Origin of the sequence: Herbaspirillum sp. B65 (assembly GCF_000333555.1) — a bacterium.
Lineage (GTDB): Bacteria > Pseudomonadota > Gammaproteobacteria > Burkholderiales > Burkholderiaceae_D > Herbaspirillum > Herbaspirillum rubrisubalbicans.
The window spans coordinates 1-2,260 of sequence record NZ_BADI01000797.1 but is presented as its reverse complement, the minus strand read 5'-3'; the positions used below and the strand labels follow the sequence as shown (position 1 = coordinate 2,260).

The 2,260-nt window shown below is 58.6% G+C and carries 2 protein-coding genes; one reads left to right on the top strand and one right to left on the bottom strand.

The features are described from left to right. Positions 1–175: 175 nt before the first annotated feature. Entirely contained in the window at positions 176–916 is a 741-nt protein-coding gene (gene rpsB, locus I5W_RS19080) for a 30S ribosomal protein S2 (protein WP_017451061.1), read from the bottom strand. A gap of 349 nt (positions 917–1,265) precedes the next feature. Between rpsB and map the strand changes: the two genes are divergently transcribed. Next, on the top strand, positions 1,266–2,090 hold the full coding sequence (gene map, locus I5W_RS19075) for a type I methionyl aminopeptidase (RefSeq protein ID WP_044530408.1): 825 nt from the start codon (positions 1,266–1,268) through the stop codon (positions 2,088–2,090). Positions 2,091–2,260: the final 170 nt, after the last annotated feature.

Sequence of the window (2,260 nt, the reverse complement as noted above, 5' to 3'; positions counted from 1 at the left end):
CGCAGATCGCCCACCATTGTTGCGGTAATTGCCGCCATACTTTTCTCCTGACTTGGAGGCATCCCGCATCACGCGAGACGCCTGAAACTCGAAAATTGAATCAAAAAAAAGGGGCCACTGCGTCACTACCCGCTGTCACCCCTTTTTCTACTACCGTACTACCGGAAGAGCAGAATCAAGCCTGCTCGACCTCGACGAATTCATCGCCCTTGACTGCTTCGACGACGTCATTGACGGCGTTGGCACGGCCTTCCAGGACGGCATCTGCCACGCCACGAGCGTACAGCGAGATAGCCTTGGCGGAGTCATCGTTACCCGGGATCACGTAGGTGACGCCTTCGGGCGAGTGGTTGGTATCGACCACGCCGATGACCGGAATGCCCAGCTTGGCGGCTTCGGTGATGGCGCCCTTGTGGTAGCCGACGTCGATGACGAAGATGGCGTCAGGAATGCCGCCCATGTCCTTGATGCCGCCGATGGCCTTCTGCAGCTTTTCCAGTTCGCGACGGAACAGCAGACCTTCCTTCTTGGACAGCTTTTCGACCGAGCCGTCTTCGATCGAGGCTTCCATTTCCTTCAAGCGCTTGATCGAGGTCTTGATGGTCTTGAAGTTGGTCAGCATACCGCCCAGCCAACGCTGGTCGACGTAGGGCACGCCAGCGCGTTGCGCTTCGGTGGCCAGGATTTCGCGGGCTTGACGCTTGGTACCGACGAACAGGATGGTACCGCGGTTGGCCGACAGTTGACGCACGTACTTCAGCGCCTCCTGGTACATACCCAGGGTCTTTTCCAGGTTGACGATGTGAATCTTGTTGCGATGGCCGAAGATATAGGGGGCCATCTTGGGGTTCCAGAAGCGGGTTTGGTGACCGAAGTGGACACCGGCTTCCAGCATTTCGCGCATGGTAACGGACATGAATTTCTCCAGGGTTAGGTCTGGAATCCGCTCGGTCATCCGGCTCATGCAGCCAGACACCCTTTTAGCGAACGGATTCGCGTTTCAAAAAAGATTTTTACAACTTTACAACACTTATTGCCAAATAGACATGAAGAATCATTCCGCACACCAGCTTCAGCAACCGACCTGAGGCTTTCAGATCAGCCCGGCATTCTACTCGAAGCCGCCCCTTTGTTCAAGTAGCACATGAACCTGCCCTGTGCAGCCCAGGCAAAGCCGCAGTGCCCAGGCCCGGGGCCGGCGAAACAGAAAGCACCCCGTCGTCTATAATTGCGCATTAACGATTTCAAGCGAATTGCGATTCATCATGGGCAACATCACCATCAAAACCGCCGAAGACATCGAAGGGATGCGCGTGGCCGGCCGCCTGGCCGCCGAAGTGCTGGACTACATCACCCCCTTCGTCAAACCCGGCGTGAGCACCGGCGAGATCGACCGCCTCTGCCACGAGTACATGACCAATGTGCAAGGCAGCATCCCGGCCCCGCTGAACTACTGCCCACCTGGCTACACTCCCTACCCCAAGGCCATCTGCACCTCACTCAACGACGTGATCTGCCATGGCATCCCGGGCGACAAGGTGATGAAGAACGGCGACGTGCTCAATATCGACGTGACCATCATCAAGAATGGCTACCACGGCGACACCAGCCGTATGTTCTACCTGGGCGAGACCTCCATCCTGGCGCGCCGCCTCACCGAGATCACCTATGAATGCATGTGGCTGGGCATCTCCAAGATCAAGCCCGGCGCGCATCTGGGCGACATCGGCCACGTCATCCAGCAGCACGCCGAAAAGGCCGGCTACAGCGTGGTGCGCGAATTCTGCGGTCACGGCATCGGCAAGGTGTTCCACGAAGAGCCGCAAGTGCTGCACTACGGCCGTCCCGGCACGCTGGAAAAGCTGGAAGCCGGCATGATCTTCACCGTCGAACCCATGATCAATGCCGGGCGCCGCGAGATCCGCGAAATGGGCGACGGCTGGACCATCAAGACCAAGGATCGCAGCCTGTCGGCACAGTGGGAACATACGGTGCTGGTCACCGAAACCGGTTTCGAGGTGCTGACCGTCTCGCCGGGAATGCCGGCGCCACCGGCCTTCATCCAGAACCAGGTCGCCACCCCGGCGTAATCCTGATGAGCGGAACCCTGTGCCCGCCCCCTGCTTGCACAAAGTTTCCGGCATGACATCTGTTTTGGGGCGCAAAGCCGCATGGGGATGCGGCTTTGTTCATATAGGCGCGGCCCCCGCGCCCTGCTTGCTCTGATTGCCTACAACAATGCCCACACTCGCCATCACGC

Excerpts from the sequence above, each read along its gene's own strand:
- rpsB (WP_017451061.1), bottom strand. The coding sequence starts at position 916 with ATGTCCGTTACCATGCGCGAAATGCTGGAAGCCGGTGTCCACTTCGGT.
- map (WP_044530408.1), top strand. The coding sequence starts at position 1,266 with ATGGGCAACATCACCATCAAAACCGCCGAAGACATCGAAGGGATGCGC.